A 23,167-nucleotide genomic window follows, 5' to 3' on the forward strand; every position below is an offset into this window, starting at 1 on the left:
CAAGTGCTCCTGGCTTGGCGAGAGTCATTGATTCACAGCTGCGCGCCGAAACTGCCCACGGCATGGTCAGCGTTACTCGAGTAGCCCGCACTACTCAATGTGCCCCAGCGCATGCTCAACGAATTATCGCCATCACCGACGCCGGCGACCAAGGATTGATTGCGCTGCGGGCGTGCCAAGCGTACGTCAGAGTTCTGGCCCCCTGAGCTCTTTAAGCTCCATCATCGACGTTTGAGCGTGCGATCTGAGGCGACGAGCAGCACGCTATTTCCGAAGATGGTGAGTTGCTCCTGGTTTCGTAAACGCCCGACGGCCGCTTCCGACCCATAGCGGTCCTTCAGGAAATTGTCTTGGAGAGCCGTAGTACCTTAGTACCCCACCTATGCCGGAAAGGAGAGCTAGCGAGCGAAATCTACGAAGGCAGTACACGCCGAATTTAGCGGCACACAGTTCCGGCTAAGCCACCTGTTGCTGCCATGCCTGAGGCGTTAGGCCTTCGGATTTCATAAACGCTCGGCAGAAATGTGGCTGATCGTAGAAGCCGCACTCTAGGGCGATCTCGGCGAGCATCATCGTCGATGTCTCTAGCAGTTCTTTACTCTTCCTCAGCCGCTGCTCACGCAACCACTGCTGAGGAGAGACCTGTGTGGATTCCTTGAACCTGCGCGAGAAATAGCTGCGCGACAGTCCGCATGCTTCCGCAAGTGCGGTGACCGAAATGCCGATATCCAGATGATCCAACATCAGCTGCTTGGCCGTTTTGACTTGCCATGGTTTAAGCCGCCCCGTCGACTTAATCGCGACGTAGGCTATAACGATGCCTTTAGCACTGTTCATGGAGATCAATTCGTCCTGAAAAAATCTGAAGATGAATTGATCCGGGCGGCACTATTCGGTGAAGCATCTTCTGAAGCTTCAAGCACTCCGTCATGACTGATCGCCCGGATCGGTTCGTTCCGGCCCCGCTTGTTGAGCATAAAATCAACTTTGGGGCTGATCAGGTCTCAGATCGATGCGGCCTCGGGCGCCAAGGTAGGGCCGTGCTGAACACGCTCTGGCGCTTTGTGCACCATGGTGTAGGCGTAGTCGACGCCCATGCCGTAGGCACCCGAATGCTCTTTGACCAGTTCCATGACCGCATCGTAGGTGTCGCGGTTTTTCCAGTCGCGCTGCCACTCCAGCAGCACCTGTTGCCAGGTTACTGGCACTACGCCCGCCTGGATCATGCGCTGCATGGCGTAGTCGTGTGCTTCCTTGGTCGTGCCGCCGGAAGCGTCGGCAACCATGTAGATCTCGTAGCCCGCATCGTGCATGGCGGACAGTGCGAAGGTGGTGTTGCAGACCTCAGTCCACAGGCCCGAAACAATGATCTTGTTCCGACCGTTCTTTTTCAGCGCGTCGCGAACCTTCTGGTCGTCCCAGGAGTTCATGGAGGTGCGCTCCAGCAACGGCGCATCAGGGAATACCGCGAGCAGTTCGGGGTAGGTATGGCCGGAGAAACTCTCGGTTTCGACCGTGGTGAAGATGGTGGGGACATTGAAGATCTTGGCTGCTTTGGCCAGGCCCACGGTATTGTTCTTCAACGTCTGCCGGTCAATGCTTTGTACGCCAAAAGCCATCTGCGGTTGCTGATCGATGAAGATCAGTTGGCTGTTGAGCGGGGTGAGGACTTCAGTGTGTGGATTGCTCATTGTTCTTCCCTTTTGTTGAACGGTGGCGAGAGTTTCCCCGGCGGGTTGTCGCCGAGTGCCAGCACAAGATAGCGAAACACTCAGCGAAACGGTGGCGCATTTTTGCGCTCTTGAGGGAGCATAACTGCACCACAGGTAGCGTCCAATCCGGTGCTAGGATCTCGGCCAGTCGGATCACGTCGATCCATTTTTCGCCAAGGAGAATCCAATGGCCGCTTCACGACCTTTCAACGACGACACCGCCTACTGGGGCGTTCCATGGGAAGAGGGCTACGGCTATCCGCAGGCGCGGCGAGTCGGGAACGAGATTTTCATCTCGGGGCAGTTCAACCATGACGAAGAAGGCAACCTGGTAGCGCCGGCGCCACTGGATGCTGACGGTCGTCCGAGCGATTTTTCGTCAATGGGCGAACAGATGCGGGTTTCCTACGACAACATTGCCAAGTTGCTCGCCCTGTATGGCGCCACGATGCAGGATGTCGTTGAGGAAACGCTGTATGTGCTGGACATGGACGCTGCTTTTGCGGTCGTCGGCAAGGTGCGTAAGGCAGCTTACGGCACAGAACGCCCGCAGGCGGCCAGCAATATCATTGGTGTATCGCGGCTCGCCCAGCGTCCCCAGCTGATTGAGATCGTGTGTCGAGCTGTCATCGGCGCCCACGCCAAATGAACGGTGCTCCCGGTTTCCGCTATGAAACCGGGATGGCCTGCTGACCTTCGACCAGCGGTTTGAGGTCGGCCACGGCAGCGGCGCAGAACGTCATGAATGCTTTCACCCGCCAGGATTTCCTGATGTCCTGGTGGGTAAGCAACCATAGCTCATCCTGAAGCTCCTGAACTACTTGGCCTGCCCGAACCAATCCTGGGGTAATGTCGCCCAGCATGCAGGGGAGGAAGCCAAAACCGAGACCTGCTGCAATAGCCGCGCTCGCAGCCGCCACGGAATCGGTGCGGTAGGAGATGAACTCAGAGGGCACCCGACATTCGACGTAGCTCGTTGCCTTCAATCCGCACAGGCCTCCCGAGTAGGATACCCACGACTGCCCCTCAGCGAAGGGGTCGGCAATCGCTGCCTGCTTGACGCTGCGATACGGCGCCCAGGCGATGTTGGCGAGCTTGCGACCCACTAGGGTATCTGCCGGTTTTTTGGTCGCACGTATCGCAATGTCCGACTCGTCCCTCGCCAAACTCAACGTCTGGTTGCCGACTAATACCTCAACGGTGATCCCCTCATTGAGGGCTTTGAAGTCCGCGATGATAGGCGTTAGAAAGTACAGCAGCAGCGAGTCGCTGGTGGTGATTCGCAGTTTCCCCAGCGGGCCTTGGCCGGCGCGAGAAACCCTGCGGGTGACACTGACGATGTCCAGTTCAACGCGCTCGGCCAGTGCACGCAGTTCGGCACCCTCGGCAGTCAGAAGATACCCCGCCTTACGATGATCGAACAGCGCGACCCCAAGCGTCTTCTCAACCTGCGCGACCCGGCGCGAGACGGTGGACACATTGATGCCGAGCTTCTTGGCCGTGGCCGCGCGGTTGCTACAGTCACTCAGCGTTTTGATGATACGCAAGTCGTCCCAGGAAAGCTGGCTTACAGCTTCTCCGGCATCCCATTTCGGTCCATTAGAATTCGATTGGATCGGCGAGACACTTCCAGGTGAAGGATTCACGAAAATCATTCCAGATGAGGAGGAGCAATGATACGAGAAGGGGATTAGTCTGCCCACCATTCTGGGAGTAAGTCACACTCATTCAATCCGAGACATATGCCAGCTTATTTTGAACGCAGTCAATCGCGAGCGTCCGCCTTCGACCCATTGCGGACGTCCGTCAGAGACTACTTTCGGCTCATACCCGTCGTTCAGAAGGGGCCGCAAAGGCCTGAAACAGACTGTAGGCAATACTAGGGCGGTCTCTGAAGTACTGCGTTTGCATGTTGAGTCATAGGTCATCACGTTTTAGCGGCAGGTTTGAGTCGGAAGCTGACGCCCATACGGTTAAAAGCGTTCATTGCGGCAATGGCCGCTGTCAGGTCGACAAGGTCCTTTTCGGCAAACATTGCCGATGCTGCTGCGTAAGCTTCGTCGGATACATGTGTCTCGCTTACCCGCGTGACTTCTTCTGCCCAGGCCAATGCTGAGCGCTCCTGATCCGAGAACAAATAGTGCGCTTCATGCCATACTGGTACTAACAGCACTTTGTCCACTGAAATACCTGCTTTGATCAGATCGCGTGAGTGCAGATCGATGCAATGGGCGCAGCCGTTGATTTGAGACACCCTGAGAAACACGAGGTGAATCAACGGGGCTGGCAAATTTGTCGCGGTGGTCACGAAATGATGCAGCCCGCCAAGGGCCTTGGCTGCACCAGGCGAAGCTTCAAACCAATTGAGTCGACTCATGATTTCTTTTCCTGTCTTTGAGCAATGAAGAGGGTGACATGCGGATTGCCGCTTGACGGCACACCGCCCAGCTAATGTGCAAACCTATACGCTTGAATTCGATGATGTTCTTAAAGCGGGCTGCAGACTTGATCCACACCATGGCTATCCCTACCAAAGAACGTCTGCACCTCACCGTACCCTGTTTCCCTCCCAGTATTCAGTGACTCCACACCCTTGGCGGTACCTTCAACGGTGAAGTAGTACACGTGATTGAGACCGATGGTGGCGAGGACGGCGGACAGGTAGGGTCGCAGAAAGTCGGGTTGACGGGCATGCTGGCCGCTGATGTAGCCCCCGCAAGCTATTGCGACGTAAACCGGACGATCCGTCAGCGATCCGACTTTGCCTTTGGCGGTGCCCAGAAACGTTTTGCCCACGCGTACCACCTGGTCGATCCACATCTTGAGTGGGGCGGGCACGCTGTAGTTGTGCATCGGCGTGGCAATCAGCAGTACGTCGCATGCCTGCAGTTGGTCGATCAACTCGTCGGAACGGCTCAACGTACCCTCCTGACCGCTTGCTATGACTACGCGCTGATTGGCTAACGCCTGGGCGTAAGGCGCATCGACTGGGGCCAAGGAGTTGAGGTCTAAATCGGTCAACTGGATACCCCTTCTGCCGGCCTGACTGGCCAAGGCAAACAGGATCTGCTGGGACAGTTTCAGACTTTCCGAATCCTCTGCATTGGGGCTGGCGACCAGGCGAAGAATGCGCAAAGGAGCAAGTGGCTGTTGTGACGATGTCATGAGGTTCGCCTCCTTGGATGTGCGTGCGGGTTATGGCGTATCGAACTGTTTCTGAAAGCGCAGTGCACCCGTCAACAGGCCTTCACGGAAGTAGAAGCGTTGCGCGCGGGCGTTGGCCAAACCCGTGTCGAGCACCAGGCGTGCACAACCGCTGGCGCGGGCCAGTCGCTCCAAGGCTTGCAATAAGCGCGAGCCCCACTGACCTCCCCGCTGAGCCTCGGCGGTTACAAGGTCATCGACATACAGGAATGCGCCGTAGACCAGGTTTTCCTGTAAGCGGTAACCAGCCAGTGCCACAAGAACGCCTAAGTCATAAGCACCAATCAGGCGATAGCCTTCAACGCGCATACGCTCGATGCGGCTGACGAAGTCAGCTTCGCTCGTCAGATGAGGGCGCAATTGCTGCATTACCGGGAATGCGCTGCAGAGGTCATGGGTGCTGTCCAGGGGGCGCAGGGACGTGTCGGCCAGGTCGAGCACGCTGGGTATGAAGTTGTGCAAAGGGGATGTCATGGGAGTTGCCCTCATGAGTAGGTGATGGCGCTATATTGGACTACCATTGACCCACTTGATTGAGCCAAGAAATGGGATATGAACTAGGCCATGATGACCTCCCCTAAGCCGCCTTTTGCTCCCTTGGAAGAGCAGTCTGCCTTGCCTCTGTATCGTCAACTGTACGACCGCGTACTGGCCGCCGTTGCCGCAGGCACGTTGTCCCCCGGTGACCGCTTGCCGTCGGCGCGCGCCATGGCCAAGGAGCTGGGGGTGGCCCGTGGCACCGTCGAATTGGCCTATTCGCTGCTGGCCAGCGAGGGTTACCTCCTGGCGCTCGGGCAGAAAGGCACCGTAATCAATCCTGAACTGCAGAAGCCCGTGTCGGAGGCCACCGCATTACCAGTCAGCAGCCAAGTGATCGAAGACGCACCTGATTCGCTCTGGCGTCCACCGCAGCTGTTGCCGTTCCAGATGGGGGTACCGGCGCTGGATGCATTTCCGCGCAAGATATGGGCGCGTCTCGGTGCTCGGTATCTCCGTGGGATGCGTCTTGGAGATCTGGACTATCCGGCACCCCACGGCCTGGCAGCGTTGCGCAGCGCCATTGCTTCGTATCTGCAGGTGTCCCGAGGTATCGATTGCGGTGCCCATCAGGTGTTTATCACCAGCGGTTGGCGCAATAGCCTGTCCTTAGTCGCACATACCCTGTTGCAGCCAGGCGAGTGCGCCTGGGTGGAAGACCCGGGCTATCCCACTACGCGCCAGGTGCTTCGCCAGTTCGGCCTGGACCTGGAAGCGGTGCCGGTTGATGCCGAAGGCATGAACGTAGAACACCCCATCGCGGGTTCTCGGACTGCTCAGGTCGTCATGGTGACACCAGGGCATCAGAGCCCGCTGTCGATGGCACTGTCGCTGCCACGCCGGCAACTGCTACTCGATTGGGCTGCCCGCACCGGTGGCTGGATTGTCGAGGACGATTACGACGGCGAGTACCGCTACGTCAGCCGTCCACTTCCAGCGCTGGCCAGCTTGGATCGCCATGGGCGCGTGCTGTATGCCGGCACCTTCAGCAAGGTGCTGTTTCCCGGTATTCGCCTGGCTTATCTGGTGGTGCCGCAGGCGCAGGTGGCAGCGTTCGAGCGCGTCGGCCGGGCCTTGTTTGCTGCCGGGTCACCGTCAATTACCCAGGCTTTGGTGGCGGAGTTCGTTGCCGAGGGACACTTCGCTCGGCATATCCAACGCATGCGCCGCCTCTACAACGAGCGACGGGCATTGACCATCGAAGCACTGGACCGGAGTTTGCCGAAGGGTCTGCAGGTGGAACGCTCGCCAGGCGGCATGCACTTAGTACTGCGTTTGCCGGAGGACGTAAGCGACACCGCCCTGGCCGAGCAGGTGCTGGCCAGGGGTATGTCGGTACAAGCGTTGTCGCGCTGGGCTGCGTCATCGCAGCGTCAGTCAGGTCTGCTCCTGAGTTTTACCAACTGCGCCACGACGGCTCCAGGCGAGCAGCTTGGCGCGTTGATCAGCAAGTTACTCAGTTGAGGTTGGCCTTGTTCAGGCCGAACAGCTCATCGGACGAGCCGGGGATCGCCTGGAAGGCCACATTGAGGCGATTCCAGCCATTGATGGCGACGATTAGGAACGACAAATCCGACAGCTCCTGCTCGGAAAACTGCTCAAGCGCACTCGCATACAGGCTGTTGGAGATACCATGAGGCGGCAGTTGGGTTAGGGCTTCAGTCCACTCCAGCGCCGCCCGCTCTACTGGCGAAAACAGCCCTGACTCACGCCATACGGCCACGTGGTGAAGACGCAGCTCGCGCTCGCCATGGATCATGGCCTCTTTCACATGCATATCCACGCAGAACGCACAGCCGTTGAGCTGCGAAGCGCGCAACATGATCAGGTGGGCAAGATCGGCCAGTGGCGGTTTCTTGCTCAGTTGTAGGGTGAGTTCCACCAGTTTGTTGGACGCTTGGGGAGACAGCTTGAAGTAATCAAGGCGGTTGTTCATGGGTAGTTGCTCGCAGTGGGTGGAGTTTGTTGGAGCCCACTGTAGCAACGCTTGGAATAGCCCCACAGGGCCAAGATGGTAGCTTCGAACTAGGCCATGTCTGTATCGAAGTACGCCATGAACACCCATCGAGCGGTATGGTCGAAGGGGCGCTATAGGCCGTTCATTGCCCTCCGCGAATGGCCGCAATGGGTCGATAGCGGTCTGTCGCGAACGGCAGCTATCGATCCAAAGGGAAGCGGAAATGGATTGGGTGCTCGCGTAATCCTGAAATAGGGTGGACTATTCACACTCAAAATGGCGCACGAGCAGTGAGCAATTCATGGAGCGCAAAGCAATCTCGTCAGCCACCACTGATTGGGTCATACGAAGCACAACACCTGGCAGTGTAGAGCGCATCGAAGCATGGTTTGGCGGCCATGGCTACGACCCGCATCGGCACGATACCTATTCGATAGGCCGTACCCTTGCCGGCGTTCAGAGCTTTCATTACAAGGGCGCGCTGTGCCACGGCATGCCAGGCAACACGCTTGTGCTGCATCCCGACGAAGTGCATGACGGCATGGCTGGCACGGATGTGGGTTTTCGCTACCGGATGGCCTACATCGACCCGTCGCTGATACAGAACGTTCTCGGGGGAGAAGCGCTGCCTTTCATTGCTGGCGGAGTATCCTGCGACCCGCGCTTGTACCACGCCAGCGAGGCTTTCGTGCAGGCACTGGATCATCCTCTGGAAACACTAGAGGAACAGGACGCCGTTTATGACTTGGCAATGGCGCTTCGTGCAGTCGGCGGCAAGCCGCGTGGCCGCAAACGTCTGGATTACCGCTCTGCCGAGCGCGCCAGGGCGTTCATCATGGAGCATCTTCACGTGGGCATCACGCTGGAGATGCTGGAACAGGCGAGTGGGCGTGAGCAATGGAGCTTGTCGCGAGACTTTCGGGCCCTCTATGGCACCAGCCCATACCGTTTTGTCACGCTAAGGCGCTTGGACTGTTTCCGCAGACTGATTCTGGATGGCTTCACACTGGTCGATGCCGCCCTCGCCGCGGGCTTTCACGATCAGAGCCACATGACCCGGCACTTCACGCGCACCTACGGCGTGCCGCCTCTGCGTTGGCTGGAACGCTTACGCACTGTTCGCTAAGTTGCAGGATCGTACAAGAACAGCGCGCTTCCCGTTCGATACGCTGGTCACTCCAATTTAGAGAGGATCAGCTATGTCCAGCATGCATCAGCAATTGACAGCACAGCCTGTGAACCTGACTCAAAAAGCGTCTTTGATCGAGCAGCAATGGAGTCCAAGGGTCGTCGCGGAAATGAACGACTACCAATTCAAGGTGGTACGCATCGAAGGTGAATTTATCTGGCATTCACACCCGGAAACCGATGAAGCTTTTCTTGTGCTCGAAGGCCTCTTGCGCATCGATCTCCCCGAGGGCTGCGTTCATGTGAAACCAGGCGAATTGTATGTCGTACCACGTGGTGTTGAGCACAGAACGGCGGCACAGACGGAAACAAAACTGATGATGATCGAGCCGCGAGGCGTGTTGAATACCGGTCACGAAGGCGGGAAGCGAACAGCGCTGAATGACGTCTGGATCTGAGTCGACATCGACAGCAGTGGCTAGCCTCATCAGGGCGTGAGGCGGACACCTATTCGAGACGGGCCGTGTCATGCCCATATCGATGAGCTGGTCAAGACTGGCACCGCCTCGAATCGAGGTAAGCCGCGGCACTCAAACACCCAGAATCGATAAGCCGTCAGGGCGCTCTACTGGTCCACGTCGGATTTACCTAGCGCTGTCAGTATCTGCCCCAGCGCTTGCAACGGTAGCCGGCAAAGTGCCTGCGCAACGCCCGAGCGGTCAGCGCGCTACCGCTGTTTGCGTTGCACGCGTCTGATGAACAGCCCAGCGACGAGCCCCAGCAGTGCCGCGCCGATGATGAGTGGTGCCTTGCTTTTAGGGTTTGGCCAACCGCCCATGACACTTGGATCTTGCTCTTCGCGGTGCGTCAGCGCGGTTTCCGGCTCACGCTGCGGCTGGCCGTGCGTAGTCTGACTCGCCAGCGTGGCACGGGCCTCGATCCTTGAAAGATCAAGGCGCGTTCCATCTATCAGGGTCAGCTTCAGGTCGTCGAGGGTCCCGGCTATCCGATCAGGAAAAACCGGGTCTCCCTGGGCATCCAGGCTGTCGTAGATGAACTGCCTACCTTCGAGCCAGCCCACAGCGGTCAGCAGCTCGGGCCCCAGGTAGTACTTGCCGTCTAGGAAGAACCCCGGAAACTGATGGGTGCGCTCGATGTTATCGACGCAGTAGCGCTCCCCTGGTTTCATACCGGTCGCTTTATCGAGCATGGTGCACCCCTCTTCAGTAGGCGGCAGACATTGTTCAGCCCTTGCTGTGTTCATCCGAAGTCGGTCCGGTGCCGCGTTTGATCCCGCGTGGACCGGCGACACCCCAGATACCCAGGCCAACCAGGGGCAGCGCGAGAATCACCAAGGCCCAGAGCGCTTTGGTCGCATCGGATTTGTCGCTTCTGAACACACTGACGATGGCCCACAGGTCAACGAGCAAGACAATTGCCGCGACGGCAATCCAGTAGTACATGGCAAGATCTTTCATCAGCTGATCTCCTATGAGCTTGGCGTTACTGGGACTGCTTGCGGCCTGAAGCTGCGTGCAGCGGGCTGAGCGCGGAACCTGTGCCTTCGCCAGACGCCTGGTAACTCGCGCCCCCTGAACGGAAGGCCAGTGCAAACCGGCGAAAGTTCACACGAGGTTCCAAACGCCCGTCTCAGTCGCACAGGGGGCGAGTCAATCTGGGCTTAGCGCCTAGAGCACCTTGTCGAGGGTGATCGGAAACGCTCTTACCCGTATGCCGGTGGCATGGAAGACAGCATTGGCTATCGCCGCCGCCACGCCCACGATGCCAATTTCGCCCACCCCTTTGGAGCCCAGTTCATTGACGATGTCGTCCTGCTCTTCAACGAATATCACCTCGATCTCACCGCTGTCGGCATTCACCGGAATGTGGTACTCCGCCAGGTTGTGATTGAGAATGCGGCCCAGCCGATGATCGGTTAAGGTTTCTTCGTGCAAGGCCATGCCCAGCCCCCACACCACGCCGCCAAGGATCTGGCTACGTGCGGTCTTTGGATTGACTACACGTCCTGCCGCGATAGCGCTGACCACCCGGGTGACTTTGATCGAACCAAGCTCTTCATCAACCTGAACTTCGACGAATACCGCTGAATGTGTGGCAGTGGCGAACGGCTTGCGCTTGGCGCCCGGCTCGGCATCGACCTGTACTTCGAAAACACCATTGGGGGCGCTGGCGACGATGTCCGCCAGGGCAAAGCGATGATTGCCTGCGTGTAGGTAGCCGTCTGCGAACACGACCTGTTCCAGGGCTGTGCTGGCAACTGCGGGATAGGTCCTGCGCGCGTGTTCCAGCACTTTGCTCCGTAGCTCAAGGCAAGCTTGGCGCACTGCCGAACCGACCGACGACACGGTGAAAGAACCACCCTGAAGCGGCGCTGGAGGCAGCGAAGAGTCACCTAGTACGAACGTGACGTCCTGTAGTCGGGCGCCGGCTGCGTCGGCTGCGATCTGGGTCATGACGGTGTAGGTGCCAGTACCGATGTCGGTGGTGGCGCTACTGACGGTCAGGTGCCCCTGGGCATCGATGCGCGCCTTGGCGCTGGCTTTCATCTGCATCGCTTCCCAGACGCCGCCGGCCATGCCCCAGCCGACCAACTGCGTGCCTTTGCGCATGCTCCTCGGTGCGGCGCTGCGTCGGTCCCAGCCGAAACGCTCGGCGCCTTGGGTATAGCACGCCAGCAGTTGCTTGCTGGAGTAGGGTTTGCCTTCGTTGCCATTGCTGGCGGCAAAATTGCGTCGGCGTAGCTCGACCGGGTCGATCCGGGCGGCCCAGGCGAGTTCATCCAGGGCGCACTCCAGGGCGATCATCCCGGAAGCGGCGCCGGGTGCGCGCATGTCCAGCGGGGTGTACACATCGAGCGGAGCCAGGCGATAGCTCAGGGCAACGTTGTCACACTGATAGAGCATGCCGCTCCACTCGACCAGATGCTCGGTAAAGTCCTCGAAGCGTGATGTTTGGCCAAGTGCATCGTGGGCGATTGCCAACAGCCGGCCGTCCGCGTCTGCACCTAGGCGCAAACGCTGCTCGGTGCGGGGCCGGTAGCCGAAGCTGAACATCTGCTGGCGGGTCAGGGTGACGCGCACCGAACGCTGCAAGTGCAACGCCGCCATTACTGCCAATGGCAGCTGGTACTGCGGGCGCAAGCCTGAGCCGAACGCGCCGCCGACGAAGGCTGCCAGAACCCTGATGTGCTCCTTGGGCAGACCGAAGACCTTGTGCAGGTAGTCCTGGCAATTCTGCGTACCTTGGGTCTTGTCGTGAATGTGCAAGGTGCCGTCGGGGTTGTAGAACACCGTCGATGCATGCGGCTCCATCGGGTTGTGATGCTCGTTGGCCGTCAGGTAGGTGGCATCGATCTGCACTGGCGCGCTGGCGAACTGCCCGGCAAAGTCGCCACGCGGTTCAGGTGTTTCGGCGGGTGCCTGATGGGCTTGGTTGCGTACATTGAGCAAATCCGTCTCGTGGGCCTGTTCGACGTAGTGGATGTCGATCAACGACCCCGCGTACCTTGCCAGCTCGAGGCTTTGCGCGACCACCAGTGCCAAGGGGTGCCCGCTGTACAGCACCTGATCGTTGAACAAGGGCCGAAATGGCGAACCTTCGGCCGAGTCGGCGTCACTGTAATCGTCGTCGTAACTGGAAATGTGCGGACGATGACTATGGTCGAGCACTGCGATCACCCCAGGCACGCGCAGGGCCCGGGAACTGTCGATCCGCAGTACCCGGCCCCGGGCGATGGTACTGGATACCACGCTGCCATGAAGCAGGTCGGCCTCGGGGTACTCGCCCGCATAGCGCGCCTGCCCGGTTACCTTGGCTACGCCATCCACGCGGTCCAGAGGTGTTCCGACTAGCACTTTGGTGTTCATGGGCGTGCCCCCCGCGCCGCGGCACCGAGCACAGCATCGCCCAGTGCCCGCACAATGGCCCGCTGCGCCAGCGTCACCTTGAAACCGTTGTGGCTCAACGGCGTTGCACCTTGCAGCATGGTTTGAGCCGCGCGGGTGAACAGCGCTTGTGACGGGGGTTGGCCGATCAGCATCCGTTCAACAGCCGGGTCTCGCCACGGCTTGTGCGCCACGCCGCCCAGCGCCAAGCGGGCGAGCTGGATTACGTTGTTGTCCAGGCGTACGGCAGCGGCCACCGAAACCAGCGCGAAGGCATAGGACGCGCGGTCGCGAATTTTCAAATAACGGTAATGGTCGGCGAAGGCCGGGGGCGGTAACTCAATGGCGACCACCAGTTCATCGACTGCCAACTGATTGTCGCGCTGCGGTGCGTCCTGGGGCAGGCGGTGAAACTCGGCAAAGGCTATCTGGCGTTTACCCGACCGCCCCTCGACATGGACCACAGCCTCTAGCGCTGCCAGCGCCACACACATGTCCGATGGATGGGTGGCGACGCAGGCATCGCTAGTACCGAGGATGGCGTGGATACGGTTCAGCCCTGTTCGCGCCGGGCATCCGCTGCCGGGGTCGCGCTTGTTGCAAGGGGTGCCAGTGTCATAGAAGTAGTAACAGCGGGTGCGTTGCAACAGGTTGCCACCGGTACTGGCCATATTGCGCAGCTGCGGCGACGCCCCCGCCAGGATGGCTTCGGACAACAACGGGTAATGCTGTTCGATTGTCGAATCGGCGGCCAGCTCGGCATTGCTGACCAGCGCGCCTATCAGCACACCGCCGCTCGAGGTTCTCTCAATGCGGTTCAGCCCCAGATGGGTGATATCAATCAGGTGCTCGGGGCGTACCACGTTCTCCTTCATCAAATCGACGAGGTTGGTACCCCCTGCAATGAATCGCGAAGAAGGATCTGCCAGGTTGACGGCTTCGCTGACCGATGCAGGCTTGTGATAGCTGAAAGGCGTCATGGCTGCTGGTCTCCTTGCGCTTGTGGCGCAGCGCGCATCAGCGGCAGCGCTTCTTGCACGGCGGCGACGATATTGCTGTAGGCGCCACAACGGCAGAGATTGCCGCTCATTTGCTCGCGGATGACATCTGGCGTAGCGGCATGGCCTTCACGGGCCAGACCCACCGCGGAGCAAATCTGGCCTGGCGTGCAGTACCCGCATTGGAAGGCATCATGCGTGATGAAGGCGCGCTGCATGGGATGCAGTTGGTCGCCGCTGGCCAGGCCCTCGATGGTCACCAGGTCGGCCCCATCGCACATGATGGCCAAGGTCAGGCAGGCATTGATGCGCTTGCCATCGCGCAACACCGTGCAGGCCCCGCACTGGCCATGGTCGCAACCTTTCTTGGTGCCTATCAGGTCCAGCTGTTCACGCAGCAGGTCGAGCAGGGTGGTCCAGGGATGGACCTGCAGCGATCGGGCTTGAGCGTTTATGGTCAGGTCGATTGGGTGCTGTTGGCCGCCTTCGGGAAAGATCTCGCTCATGGTAGGTTCTCACGGTCAGGGTTGGCACAGTCGGCTGCGTCTCTGTGGTGCGACCGACCCGACTGTGCAAACGTTCAGCCTGTGCGCCGAGGCGTGCATCACTTCTTGCCGGGTAACACCGAACTGAGGACTTGCTTGGCCGTCTGCACGATGACCCCGGCCTGGTCCGGGTCGCCCTTGAGCAAAGTGCCGGCAAATTTCTTCGCCTGCTCCAGCTTGATGTGGGGTGGCAGCGGTGGCACGTTGGGGTCGGTCTTGAACTCGATCAAGACCGGCCTATCGGCGCTCAAGGCGCGTTCCCAGGCCGCGGCGACGTCGTCTTCGCGGTCGACGAAAATGCCCTGCAGGCCGATGGAAATGGCGAACAAGTGGTAAGGCACGTCAGGAATCGTCTGCGACGCCTCGAACTTGGGATCGCCTTCCATCACGCGCTGCTCCCAGGTGACCTGGTTGAGGTCCTCGTTATTGAACACCGCACAGATCCATTGCGGGTTTTCCCATTGCTGCCAGTACTTGGCCACGGTGATCAGCTCGGCCAGGTTGTTCATCTGCATCGCGCCATCACCCACCAACGCGATCACTGCGCGCTGCGGATGGGCAAACTTGGCGGCGATGGCGTAGGGCACGGCAGCCCCCATGCAGGCCAGGCCCCCGGACAATGAGCAGTGCATGCCCCGGCGAATCTGCAGGTCGCGGGCAAACCAGTTGGCGCAGGAGCCGGAGTCGCTGGTCACGATGCTGTTGTCGGGCAGGCGAGGGGAGAGCTCGTACACCACGCGCTGTGGGTTGATCGGGTCGGTCTTGACCATCGCACGTTTTGCCAAGGTTTTATCCCAACGTGCGCGCCAGCCTTCGACCTTTTTACGCCAACGGCGGTCGGTCTTGGGCTCGAGCAAAGGCAACAATGCGCGCAAGGTCTCTGCGGCGTCACCGACCAGGTTTACCTCCATCGGGTAACGCAGGCTGAGCATGTCTGCTTGCAGATCGATCTGCACAGCGCGGGCCTGGCCTTCCTTGGGCAGGAACTCGGAGTAGGGAAAGCCCGAGCCGATCATCAGCAGGGTGTCGCATTCGCTCATCAGCTGATAGCTCGGTTCGGTGCCGAGCAAGCCTATGGCGCCGGTGACCCACGGCAGGTCATCGGGCATGGCGGCCTTGCCCAGTAGAGCCTTGGCCACGCCTGCGCCTAATGTGTCAGCGATGGCGATGACTTCATCGGTGGCCTGCAGGGCGCCGGCGCCTACCAGTATGGCGACTTTGCGCCCGGCATTGAGGACTTCGGCGGCGCGGCGCAGATCGCTGTCATAGGGCACCACCTTGGGCTTGCTGTAGCCAATGCCCGAATGCACCGTGCCGTGGGCATGCGCCGGTTGCTGGTAGGGCAAGTCCTGCAGGTCGTTGGGCAGAATCACTGTGGTTACCCGCCGCTCGCCGATGGCGGTGCGCACCGCGCGGTCAAGCAGGTGGCGCACCTGCGAGGGCGTGGCTGCCTGCTGGACAAATGCCCCGGAGACATCCTTGAACATCGACAGCAGGTCCAGCTCCTGCTGGTAGTGCCCGCCCAGTGCGGCCCTGGCTTGCTGGCCGACGATGGCCAGCACTGGCATATGGTCCATACGGGCATCGTAGAGACCGGTGAGCAAGTGCGAAGCGCCAGGGCCGGAGGTCGCGATACAGACGCCCAGCTCACCGGTGAATTTGGCATGGGCACAGGCCATGAATGCAGCCATTTCTTCGTGGCGGGCCTGGATGAATTCAATCTTGCCCTTGGCCCGGCTCAGCGCACCGAATACACCGTTGATACCATCGCCGGGGTAGCCAAAGATGCGCCGTACCCCCCATTGATACAAGCGCTCTACCAGAAAATCGCCTACCGTGCCCGTCATTGCCTTCTCCCGTTGATTGGTCGATAGGGGTCTGGACTTGACGCGGTTTGGGAAAGTTTCAACTATCTGGGTCGGTGGCGGGCTTCACGTCGTCACCGTGTGAGCTTGCCCAGTGTATGTGAAGCTGTACTGCAATCGAGCATGTCGGGTGAAAAGGCGGCAACGCTTGGAGTTCTTTGATTAGGGAGATAGCAGGCTATGATGCGTTCCACCTTGGATCATCTGGTCATTGTGTCACCGACCCTGCCGTTGGGGGCCCAATTCGTCGAGCGTCAACTCGCAGTGCAGTTGCAGCCAGGTGGTAAGCACATGCGCATGAGCACTCACAATCTGCTCCTACGATTAGGAGAGTCGTTTTATCTTGAAGTCATTGCTCCTGACAGTGAGGCTCCTTTGCCTACGCGACCTAGGTGGTTCGGTCTGGATGAGCTAAGTGCGCAATCTTCGCCCTATTTAGCCCACTGGGTGGCGCGTACGGAGCGTCTGGATAGCGCAGACGAGAGCCTCAGGCAGGTTTTTGGAGAGATCGAACCGATGAGCAGGGGAGGTCTGTCGTGGAAAATTTCGATTCAGCCTGACGGGCATCTGCCTCTGCAAGGGGCTGTCCCTAGCCTGATCGATTGGGGCGAGTCGGAGCATCCCGCCAAGAGACTCGATGACAAAGGCTGTCAACTGCAACGTCTGGAAATTGCTCATCCCGAGCCCTGCGTAGTGGAACGCGAGCTGCAATCTATCGGCTTTACCGGGCCGGTCAGTGTATTACGCAGTGAGCGATACGCATTGAAGGCCTACATCCTTACACCGCATGGCCTCAGGATTCTGTAGCTCACGCGGTGTGCGATCTGTACTGGGTGAATAGTCACTGACGCGGTAGCAGCCCGTCTTATCGTTTACACCGTCATAGCGCGACTCAGAACAGCCGCTGCACAGCTGGCCTTAGCTCAATGTTGCGGCGATGAGATTGCTTGGACGTTTCCTTGACTAATTTTTCACATCGCTTGGGAGACATTATCACCATCCCTACGTGTGATAGACCTTGCCCGCCTAGCAGCGGGCTTTCTTTTGCCCGCCATCTCACCCCGCCCGCATACCTTGGCCGTAGCTCGTTCACCTCTAGCAAATGCACTTGCACCTGAGTCCGCGGCTGATTGGCTTGGCCGTGCCGAGTAACGACCCTCAGTGCTTACCTCCCAAAAGAAGGAGTAAAACGCGTCGAGAGCTAAGGATGGACAGTGCTACGGCTTCGATGCATGCCCAGTGAGGGGAGGGTAAGAAATAGTCAGTCCCTGGGCAATGGCACTGGCTTCAAGCTTCACACGCTCTGCATCGAGAAAACCATACGTGGCTTGCAGATTGCTGATCTTCACTTGAATTTCAGCCATCTTGCTAGCGACCAAGGCAGCGCCTTGTGCGCAATCGATGGTATTACCCCGTTTGGCCGCGAGGATTTCCCCGATTGCCGAAAGGGAAAAACCCATGCTTTGGGCATTTTGAATAAACCCCAGGTCGACAACGGTCTGATCGCTGTAGCTGCGGTAGTTGTTGGCCTGCCGCTGGGCCACGATAAGCCCGAGTTTCTCGTAATAGCGCAATGCATGGCGGCCAATCCCACTTCGGCGCTCCAACTCTCCAATGTTCACAGTAAATTTCCTTGACTGTAGAGCAGACTCTACACCTTAGCCTGCACCCATCATCCAAACAAGGAGTCAGGCATGAGTGTGGAATGCTTCGTAACCGGCGGCACTGGGTTTGTGGGTCAACATCTGCTGGCCCGTCTCACTGCGACAGGGCACAAGACCTGGGTACTTATGCGCAGCCCTGAAAACATTGGGCGGCTCAGACAACAAGTGGAGCAACTGGGCGGTAACCCTAGATATATTCATGCCGTTGAGGGCGACATGAGCAGGGAGGCGCTTGGGCTCAGCGAGGCAGACAAGCAGCGCGTGTCTTCGGCCGCAGTTGCCTTCCACCTCGCGGCGCAATTTACCTGGGGGCTAAGCATGGAGCACGCCCGCGCAGTCAATGTGCAGGGGGCGCTGAGGGTCGCCAGGCTTGCGGCAAACCAGCGCATCCGATTACTGATGGTGGGCGGCTACATGCTGCAAAACCTTACCCACCTTGCCAGTATCGGGGTTGATCATGAGCGCCCTGAAAACACAAACTGGCCCGCAGTCTACGACCGTGTGGGTGGCTACGAAGGCAGCAAGCTTGAGTCCCATTTCTCAGTTATGCGCTACATGCAGGAAGCGGGCGCCGATTACACCATCGTTCATCCTGCTACGGTGTGTGGCCACAGTGAGAGTGGGCACATTCTGGAAGGACAACCCCTGGCCGAACTCATTCGAAATCTGGCACAAGGCAGGTTCAAAGCTGTCCCCGGTTCCCCCGAGCACTGGTTGCCAGTGGTCAGTGTCGACTATCTGGTGGCGATGATAACCTGCGTGGCGTTCGACCCCTTGATGGCCAACCAGCAGGTGCTGGCACTCTATGAGCGCACACCAAATCTGCAGGAAATGCTTGGCCAGCTGGCAAACATGCTGGGGGTCAAGGCCCCCCGACGCCATGTAGCGATAGGTCTGCTTAGGTGGCTTTTGTCGATTCCTGGACTGGCGGCCCGATTCGCGATCAGCGCCGAGTCATTGAATTTCATTCAGACGCAGCGCTTCGATATGCGCCATAGCAAGCAACTGGAACAAAGGTATCAGCTAACGCATCCGGACATGACACGCACCTTGGAAAACACAGTGCGATTCGTTAAGGGTTACTTAATCAACTGAAAGCAATCAGTCATGCAGTCATGCAATCTTCGATGAGGTAGCAGGGCCTTATGTTCGGTGATGCCCAAAGCTATCAGTAGCGATCATTTGCGGCGTGGGCTTTTGACTCATGGGGCATCATGCCGAGTGGTTTCCTTGAAGGATCAGGGCTTGGGACAGCCCCGAGCTTGATTTATTCTGCGCCGTCTCCATCAGGGTGCACAAGGACGGTCCCATGATTCCTGTCTCCATGCCGGCCATGCTGCTCGGCTACATGATCTACCTCTTTTCCGAAGTCTTTCTCTGGTTGCTGATCGCCTGCCTGCTGGCACTGCTGATCCCCCGTTGCCGGCGCTATATGCTGGCCAGGCATTGGCGCTTCGGCATTCTCATGGTGCTGCTGGCTGCAGGCAGCGGACTGTATGTCCAGTTCATCTACGAGCATTGGCAGGACTGGCGTGCGCACAATCCCCGCCTCGAGCACGAGCAAGTGCTCGGTGACCTGGTGCTTCCGGCCGGTACGCGGGTCCATTTGCAAAACCTGGAGCCTTTCAACGACCTGTCCGGCGATCCCGTGCCCTATGGCATGCAGAGCCTGGAGCAGGCCGATTTCGAGCGCGCGCCAGGTCACATCTTAGGCATGCCCGTGCGTCGTCTGGAACTGGCGCAGGGCCACGGTTTCGCGACGGTCGAGACCCTGTCGGTCCATGACCTGGCGGGATGGAAATGTGAGCCTGGGGAGGTCGAGTTCGGCTTCCCGTTCGGTGCTCATTTCACGTTTTCCGAATGGAAAATGCGCCGATGCACGCTGGCGCCAGGTACCGAGCTGGGCGGCATTGTCTGGCCAGGCCCGGTAAGGGTGTTCTCCAACACCACTAGCTGGCAGGCCAGGTCCGAGGAAAGCCCGGTCAGGGTGCTGGGGATCGAACTGCGTTCACTGATCATGATCCTCGACCGGCCTTATGGGGAAGGTCGCGCGTGGGAAGGCTACTCGAACCAACCCTTCGAGTTCGGTCCTGTTCACTATCCTGCCGACATCCAGGTCAGCCGTTATGAAGGCCAAATGCTGTTCAGCCTGCCACCGGACGCACACGCCCAGGATCGACGCACTGGAACGCTCATAGAGGGCGGGCAGACGGTGGTGCAGAGCATGCAAGGGGAGGTGCTGGGGATACGTAGCAATCGTTCAATGGGTGTTTATTTTCCAGACGAAATCATAGTGCGCTGAAGTTCAATGAGCGGGGGAGCCCTGGCATCTTTCAAGCTTCGCATGGCCGAGCAGCAGTTGAACCGCCCGCAGTTCTTCATCCTGCGATAGATCAGTGATGCCTTGGTACGTCTCAAGGTACGAGTGCCATACAGGGCTAGAGACCCGGCGCGGACCCGGTCAATGGAGTGCATCATCAACGGGCATCGGTTAGAATTCGCAGCTTATTTCGACAATGCTTTTATAAACAAGGAAGTTCCATGACAAGGATGGCCGCTGTTCTTACTTTACTCAGTTGCATGGCTTCGGCCTCAGCATTGGCAGCGTCTGATTGTCCGTTTCCGCAGGGAATGCAGGCATCCATCGGTGCATCGAAACAAGCTATTGCGGCCAGGCAAGCGGGCGTTGCCAAGGATGATCTGCTCAGCAGGATTTCCCCCGCAGCCAATGGGCAGATGTCCAAGATGCTAAAGAGTATCGTCGACGAGGTTTACGATTTTCCGGCACTCAAGCCCGAGGTGTATGCCGCCTTCCGGTTCGAGCACTGCTTTGTTTCACAGCAGCACGCCGAACAGGTGGCGGCTATGAAGTTTGCCGATGCCTATCCGCTGCTGAAGAAATGCGAACAGCTCGACCCGGAAGGGGCTCGACCGCCTTGCGCAATGCGTGTAGTGCATACGTTGACCGGAATTCCCGAGTAAACGATCCGTTGATTTGCTCACGGGATTGCATGCTGTGTTGCTGTCCTGAAATCGAGAGCCAGAGGTTGTCTCCGTCCTTGTCCGCATCGTATGTGCGCTTCTGGCATTTTGTTGCCCTTTGCGAAGGGCTGCAATGGGTCGATAGCGGTCAGTCGCGACCAGCTGCTTTCGACCCAATGTGGGTCTCCTCTACAAGCGCGGCGCTGACAGTTGATCAACCTTATCCAGCCTTCGCTGTCCCTTGGTGAAATGCCATCTGCCACTGCTGGCCCTGCCGTCGCCAGATTGAGCTTCTCAGCGACTCACTGCTGCTATCCGGCCCATGGATCGTGCAGGTATAGGTGGCAAGCACGACCTCATCGGCCAGCACGCGTATCTCAAAAGCGCTGATCTGGCGGCGAACGAAAGCCTGAGACTGTAACCCGTCGATGATTTGGGCTCGGTTCCACGCCATACCATTGGCACCAAACTCGACAAAGTCCGCAGCCAGCAGGCTATTTAGTGCATTGGGGTCAAGGCGAGTCTGGCGTTCTAGCAGACGCTCCTCCAATGAGTGAATAATGGATTTCAGCTTTGCCATCGATAGCTTCAATTTTTTGACCTCCCTGGGTACAGCGTTAACTGCTCTGTGTTGGCAGTGCTTGCCTTTGCTGTTTACCTGCAGACACTGCTCCAACAGTTTGCGCCACTGCGCGCACGGCGAAGCCCCCCGCTAGGCATCAAAAGCGCCAGTTTACCGTTGGAGACTCCCTGGCATGGCCCGTGCAATTACCGTGCTGAATGCCACTTCAAGGTCTGATCACATGGATCGCGCCAGCCGACTACCCGAACTCCTCATTCGCAAGCCCAACAGCAAAGAGGCTGCTGCCATCGCCACACTTCATATTCGCAGCTGGCAAAGCGCCTACAACGGGCTGTTATCGGCACGCTACCTGAGCGGCCTGGACACGACTGTCGAACGCCGTGTGGCCTTCCTGACTCAGGCAATCGAAGCGGGCAGTCCTTCCATTCGTGTGGCCGAACTAACTGGGCGGGTGGTTGGCTGGATTTCCTTCGGCCATAGTCGTGACGAGGACGCCGCAGCGGGCACCGCCGAACTGATGGCGATCTACCTGGACCCAGCGTTCTGGATGCGTGGAATTGGCAGCGCGTTGTGGACAGACGCGCAGCAGGTTATGCAGGACGATGGATATGGGCAGGTCAGCGCATGGGTGCTCGATGGCAATGAACGCGCCAGGTGTTTTTACCTCAAGCACGGTTTCACTGCACAGGCTGCGAGCCAGCGGGTCATTGAAGAGAACAGTGAGCCGCTTGCGCTCACCCGCTATGGTTTGGTGCTCAGGTGATGACCAAGCAGCTTGCTGTCCACTAGGGGCTCATCGCCGGCGTACCGGCTGAGTTGTGTCGTAATCTGCACCCTAGCGTCGACAGAAATCGCACCTCAATCCAAGTAATCTTGTCATTTGCAATCGCTTAGGGCAGGGTCGATACCACGGACATCTCTGCCAAAGGAGTCACACCATGTCAAAGATATATCCCGATATCGATCCTGAGGGACTGGTCGAGTACTCGGTGGTTTACACCGACCGCTCGCTCAACCACATGTCGCAGTCGTTTCAAGGTGTGATGAAGAACATTTCCAGCACCCTGAAGCAGGTCTACAACGCTAAGGCGGTTGCGGTAGTCCCCGGCAGTGGCACATTCGGCATGGAAGCGGTGGCGCGCCAGTTCGCCAACGGCCAGCAATGTTTGGTGATACGCAACGGCTGGTTCAGTTACCGCTGGAGCCAGATCCTTGAGATGGGCAACATCCCGGCGGCCACTGCGGTGCTAAAAGCCCGACCGGTCGACACCGAGCGCCAGGCTGCCTACGCTCCGCCCCCTCTGGACGAAGTGCTGGCAGCCATTGAGGCGCACAAGCCGCAGATTGTCTTCGCCCCCCACGTTGAAACGTCATCAGGGATCATCCTGCCCGATGAGTACCTGCGGGCGGTAGGCGACGCGGTGCATGCGCAGGGTGGCCTGTTCGTGCTGGACTGCATCGCCTCAGGCGCGCTTTGGGTTGATATGCACAAATGCGCGGTCGACCTGCTGATCAGCGCACCGCAGAAGGGCTGGAGCGCCTCTCCTTGCTGCGCCCTGGTGATGCTCAGCGCTTTGGCCCTCAAGCGCATCGGGCAGACGCAAAGCAGCAGCTTCGCCTGCGACCTGAAAAAGTGGCTTCAGATCATGCAGGCTTATGAACAGGGTGGACATGCTTACCATGCGACCATGCCCAGCGATTCTCTCGCGCGATTTAACGAAGTGATGAAGGAGATGCAAACCTACGGTTTCGACAAGGTCCGCGACGAACAGCAGGCCCTGGGTGATCGGGTGCGCGCAATGATGGCCGGCAAAGGTATCAAGAGCGTGGCAGCAGTCGGCTTTCAGGCCCCTGGCGTAGTGGTGAGCTACACCGATGATGCCGATATCAAGAGCGGTAAGAAGTTTGCCGACCACAGCCTGCAGATCGCCGCCGGTGTGCCGTTGCAATGTGACGAGCCGGCCGACTTCCAGACCTTCCGCATCGGTCTGTTCGGGCTCGAAAAGCTGCACAACATCGATCGCACAGTCGACATCCTTGAGCAAGCACTGGACGAGGTGATGGTTAACTAGACGCTCAGTTGGAGG

The 23,167-nt window shown here is 58.8% G+C and carries 24 protein-coding genes and 3 pseudogenes; 11 read left to right on the plus strand and 16 right to left on the minus strand.

What is annotated here, in order from left to right; translation table 11 throughout:
- Nucleotides 1–95 precede the first annotated feature (95 nt).
- Nucleotides 96–206: pseudogene (locus HU737_RS26160) on the plus strand (lysis protein); the annotation flags it as partial.
- A gap of 250 nt (nucleotides 207–456) precedes the next feature.
- Here HU737_RS26160 and HU737_RS08465 read toward each other — a convergent pair.
- Together HU737_RS08465 and HU737_RS08470 are read right to left on the minus strand one after the other, a co-directional pair.
- Nucleotides 457–837 (minus strand): helix-turn-helix domain-containing protein, encoded by a 381-nt coding sequence (locus tag HU737_RS08465; RefSeq protein ID WP_089230371.1) that lies wholly within the window; start codon nucleotides 835–837, stop codon nucleotides 457–459.
- Between the two features lie 167 nt (nucleotides 838–1,004).
- Nucleotides 1,005–1,691, minus strand: coding sequence for a hydrolase (locus HU737_RS08470; protein WP_084296595.1), 687 nt, complete (start codon nucleotides 1,689–1,691; stop codon nucleotides 1,005–1,007).
- A gap of 208 nt (nucleotides 1,692–1,899) precedes the next feature.
- Here HU737_RS08470 and HU737_RS08475 point away from each other — a divergent pair, with 208 nt between their 5' ends.
- Nucleotides 1,900–2,361 carry a RidA family protein gene (locus HU737_RS08475; protein ID WP_058133611.1) on the plus strand — a complete coding sequence of 154 codons (462 nt, stop codon included), beginning with the start codon at nucleotides 1,900–1,902 and terminating at the stop codon, nucleotides 2,359–2,361.
- 19 nt (nucleotides 2,362–2,380) lie between these two features.
- Here the strand turns inward: HU737_RS08475 and HU737_RS08480 are convergent, their stop codons facing one another.
- From HU737_RS08480 to HU737_RS08495, 4 genes are all read right to left on the minus strand, one after another.
- Complete coding sequence (locus HU737_RS08480) at nucleotides 2,381–3,367, minus strand: LysR family transcriptional regulator (RefSeq protein WP_177408881.1); 987 nt, start codon at nucleotides 3,365–3,367, stop codon at nucleotides 2,381–2,383.
- Nucleotides 3,368–3,639: 272 nt separating this feature from the next.
- The gene (locus tag HU737_RS08485; RefSeq protein WP_023532827.1) at nucleotides 3,640–4,089 is read right to left on the minus strand and encodes a carboxymuconolactone decarboxylase family protein; all 450 of its coding nucleotides are present in this window, start codon (nucleotides 4,087–4,089) and stop codon (nucleotides 3,640–3,642) included.
- 110 nt (nucleotides 4,090–4,199) lie between these two features.
- Nucleotides 4,200–4,877 carry an FMN-dependent NADH-azoreductase gene (locus tag HU737_RS08490; protein WP_023532703.1) on the minus strand — a complete coding sequence of 226 codons (678 nt, stop codon included), beginning with the start codon at nucleotides 4,875–4,877 and terminating at the stop codon, nucleotides 4,200–4,202.
- A 30-nt stretch (nucleotides 4,878–4,907) separates the two neighbouring features.
- Complete coding sequence (locus HU737_RS08495) at nucleotides 4,908–5,390, minus strand: GNAT family N-acetyltransferase (RefSeq protein WP_023532427.1); 483 nt, start codon at nucleotides 5,388–5,390, stop codon at nucleotides 4,908–4,910.
- 90 nt (nucleotides 5,391–5,480) lie between these two features.
- Here HU737_RS08495 and pdxR point away from each other — a divergent pair, with 90 nt between their 5' ends.
- Complete coding sequence (gene pdxR / locus HU737_RS08500) at nucleotides 5,481–6,917, plus strand: MocR-like pyridoxine biosynthesis transcription factor PdxR (RefSeq protein WP_186553328.1); 1,437 nt, start codon at nucleotides 5,481–5,483, stop codon at nucleotides 6,915–6,917.
- Here pdxR and HU737_RS08505 read toward each other — a convergent pair.
- Entirely contained in the window at nucleotides 6,910–7,389 is a 480-nt protein-coding gene (locus HU737_RS08505) for a carboxymuconolactone decarboxylase family protein (RefSeq protein ID WP_186553327.1), read from the minus strand. The genes pdxR and HU737_RS08505 overlap by 8 nt on opposite strands.
- A gap of 322 nt (nucleotides 7,390–7,711) precedes the next feature.
- Here HU737_RS08505 and HU737_RS08510 point away from each other — a divergent pair, with 322 nt between their 5' ends.
- Nucleotides 7,712–8,536 (plus strand): AraC family transcriptional regulator, encoded by an 825-nt coding sequence (locus HU737_RS08510; protein ID WP_186553326.1) that lies wholly within the window; start codon nucleotides 7,712–7,714, stop codon nucleotides 8,534–8,536.
- A 73-nt stretch (nucleotides 8,537–8,609) separates the two neighbouring features.
- A complete protein-coding gene (locus HU737_RS08515; protein WP_186553325.1) occupies nucleotides 8,610–8,996 on the plus strand; it encodes a cupin domain-containing protein in 387 nt (128 codons plus the stop codon).
- A gap of 425 nt (nucleotides 8,997–9,421) precedes the next feature.
- On the opposite strand, the pseudogene HU737_RS08520 reads toward HU737_RS08515, so the two are convergent.
- The 6 genes and pseudogenes from HU737_RS08520 to HU737_RS08545 all read right to left on the minus strand — a co-directional run.
- Nucleotides 9,422–9,748: pseudogene (locus tag HU737_RS08520) on the minus strand (SDR family oxidoreductase); the annotation flags it as partial.
- 34 nt (nucleotides 9,749–9,782) lie between these two features.
- Nucleotides 9,783–10,016, minus strand: coding sequence for a PLD nuclease N-terminal domain-containing protein (locus HU737_RS08525; RefSeq protein ID WP_186553324.1), 234 nt, complete (start codon nucleotides 10,014–10,016; stop codon nucleotides 9,783–9,785).
- Nucleotides 10,017–10,226: 210 nt separating this feature from the next.
- Complete coding sequence (locus tag HU737_RS08530; RefSeq protein WP_186553323.1) at nucleotides 10,227–12,425, minus strand: xanthine dehydrogenase family protein molybdopterin-binding subunit; 2,199 nt, start codon at nucleotides 12,423–12,425, stop codon at nucleotides 10,227–10,229.
- Nucleotides 12,422–13,423, minus strand: a complete 1,002-nt coding sequence (locus HU737_RS08535) for an FAD binding domain-containing protein (protein WP_186553322.1) — start codon at nucleotides 13,421–13,423, stop codon at nucleotides 12,422–12,424. The genes HU737_RS08530 and HU737_RS08535 overlap by 4 nt, the downstream gene beginning before the upstream one ends.
- Entirely contained in the window at nucleotides 13,420–13,947 is a 528-nt protein-coding gene (locus HU737_RS08540) for a (2Fe-2S)-binding protein (protein ID WP_186553321.1), read from the minus strand. Before HU737_RS08540 ends, HU737_RS08535 begins: the two co-directional genes overlap by 4 nt.
- Before the next feature lie 98 nt (nucleotides 13,948–14,045).
- Nucleotides 14,046–15,833, minus strand: a complete 1,788-nt coding sequence (locus tag HU737_RS08545; protein WP_186553320.1) for a thiamine pyrophosphate-requiring protein — start codon at nucleotides 15,831–15,833, stop codon at nucleotides 14,046–14,048.
- A gap of 198 nt (nucleotides 15,834–16,031) precedes the next feature.
- Between HU737_RS08545 and HU737_RS08550 the strand changes: the two genes are divergently transcribed.
- Nucleotides 16,032–16,658 carry a VOC family protein gene (locus tag HU737_RS08550; protein WP_186553319.1) on the plus strand — a complete coding sequence of 209 codons (627 nt, stop codon included), beginning with the start codon at nucleotides 16,032–16,034 and terminating at the stop codon, nucleotides 16,656–16,658.
- Nucleotides 16,659–17,068: 410 nt separating this feature from the next.
- Here HU737_RS08550 and HU737_RS08555 read toward each other — a convergent pair whose 3' ends face one another.
- A complete protein-coding gene (locus tag HU737_RS08555; RefSeq protein WP_186553318.1) occupies nucleotides 17,069–17,473 on the minus strand; it encodes a MerR family transcriptional regulator in 405 nt (134 codons plus the stop codon).
- Nucleotides 17,474–17,545: 72 nt separating this feature from the next.
- Between HU737_RS08555 and HU737_RS08560 the strand changes: the two genes are divergently transcribed.
- Nucleotides 17,546–18,610 (plus strand): SDR family oxidoreductase, encoded by a 1,065-nt coding sequence (locus tag HU737_RS08560; RefSeq protein ID WP_186553317.1) that lies wholly within the window; start codon nucleotides 17,546–17,548, stop codon nucleotides 18,608–18,610.
- Nucleotides 18,611–18,824: 214 nt separating this feature from the next.
- Nucleotides 18,825–19,817, plus strand: a complete 993-nt coding sequence (locus HU737_RS08565; protein WP_186553316.1) for a hypothetical protein — start codon at nucleotides 18,825–18,827, stop codon at nucleotides 19,815–19,817.
- A 30-nt stretch (nucleotides 19,818–19,847) separates the two neighbouring features.
- Here HU737_RS08565 and HU737_RS26550 read toward each other — a convergent pair.
- Nucleotides 19,848–19,954: pseudogene (locus tag HU737_RS26550) on the minus strand (integrase); the annotation flags it as partial.
- 102 nt (nucleotides 19,955–20,056) lie between these two features.
- Here HU737_RS26550 and HU737_RS08570 point away from each other — a divergent pair.
- Complete coding sequence (locus HU737_RS08570) at nucleotides 20,057–20,497, plus strand: hypothetical protein (RefSeq protein ID WP_186553315.1); 441 nt, start codon at nucleotides 20,057–20,059, stop codon at nucleotides 20,495–20,497.
- Nucleotides 20,498–20,717: 220 nt separating this feature from the next.
- Here HU737_RS08570 and HU737_RS08575 read toward each other — a convergent pair whose 3' ends face one another.
- Nucleotides 20,718–21,077 carry a nuclear transport factor 2 family protein gene (locus HU737_RS08575; protein ID WP_186553314.1) on the minus strand — a complete coding sequence of 120 codons (360 nt, stop codon included), beginning with the start codon at nucleotides 21,075–21,077 and terminating at the stop codon, nucleotides 20,718–20,720.
- 175 nt (nucleotides 21,078–21,252) lie between these two features.
- On the opposite strand from HU737_RS08575, the gene HU737_RS08580 reads away from it, so the two are divergent.
- Together HU737_RS08580 and HU737_RS08585 are read left to right on the plus strand one after the other, a co-directional pair.
- Nucleotides 21,253–21,843: a GNAT family N-acetyltransferase gene (locus tag HU737_RS08580; RefSeq protein ID WP_186553313.1), complete on the plus strand. Its 591-nt coding sequence runs from the start codon at nucleotides 21,253–21,255 to the stop codon at nucleotides 21,841–21,843.
- Between the two features lie 175 nt (nucleotides 21,844–22,018).
- Nucleotides 22,019–23,152, plus strand: a complete 1,134-nt coding sequence (locus HU737_RS08585; protein ID WP_186553312.1) for a pyridoxal-phosphate-dependent aminotransferase family protein — start codon at nucleotides 22,019–22,021, stop codon at nucleotides 23,150–23,152.
- Nucleotides 23,153–23,167 lie beyond the last annotated feature (15 nt).

The organism is Pseudomonas urmiensis, from assembly GCF_014268815.2.
Lineage (GTDB): Bacteria > Pseudomonadota > Gammaproteobacteria > Pseudomonadales > Pseudomonadaceae > Aquipseudomonas > Aquipseudomonas urmiensis.